Source organism: Curtobacterium sp. MCLR17_042 (assembly GCF_003234695.1).
GTDB classification, from domain to species: Bacteria; Actinomycetota; Actinomycetes; order Actinomycetales; family Microbacteriaceae; genus Curtobacterium; species Curtobacterium flaccumfaciens.
The window spans coordinates 1-706 of sequence record NZ_QKTD01000037.1; the positions used below are offsets into that span (position 1 = coordinate 1).

General features: G+C 68.1%; 1 protein-coding gene. It reads right to left on the reverse strand.

Annotated elements, in window-relative coordinates; translation table 11 throughout:
• Positions 1-4 precede the first annotated feature (4 nt).
• Positions 5-706 (reverse strand): hypothetical protein (locus tag DEJ02_RS18230; protein WP_258370666.1); only part of this gene is annotated, 702 nt, incomplete at its 5' end.

The following is a 706-nucleotide window of genomic DNA, read 5'->3' on the forward strand; positions in this document are numbered from 1 at the left end:
GGTGTTACTTGATCTGTGCGGTGATGGTGGCGGTGCCGACGAGGAGGCCGCGCTTGACGGCGTCGGTGCCGAAGGTCTTGTTCAGCAGGCCGGCGGCGTCTTCGGAGATGTGGACGGTGGTGCCGGTGAGGATGGCGTTGTCGCCCTCGAGCTGGAGGGGCTTGAGGGAGCCGCCGTGCAGCTCGAACAGGAACGCGTTGGCCGCGGCGACCTTGCCGTTGACGAGGACGTCGCCGTAGAGCTTGGACGAGCCCGGGTTCACGACGAAGTTCTCCAGCGTGACGGTGGTGTCGCCGGCCTTCAGGGTCAGCCCCGAGTCGTCGTGGTTCAGCAGGCCCTGCACGTACGGGCGGTAGTTGCCATCGGGCGACCAGTAGGTGACCGACCCGGCGGTGATCGGGAACGACACCGACCCGTCAGCCAGGGTCGCATCGCCGGAGACGCCGGGGGTGAGCTTCAGGGCGGTGAGGGCGTCGGTGAAGCCGGAGTCGAGCTTCACGGCGGTGGAGCCACCGAGGACCTCGGGGACCGAGGCGACGGGTGCGGGGATCTTCGACTCGGACGACGAGGACACCGTGTGCACGTTCGGGGTCGCGGCCTGGGCGGAGGAGATCCCGAACGCGGCACCGCCGAGGACGAGGGCGCCGGTCGTGGCGAGGGTGATGGAGGTCTTGAGGCTCTTACGCATCGTGATCAGTCCTTTGCT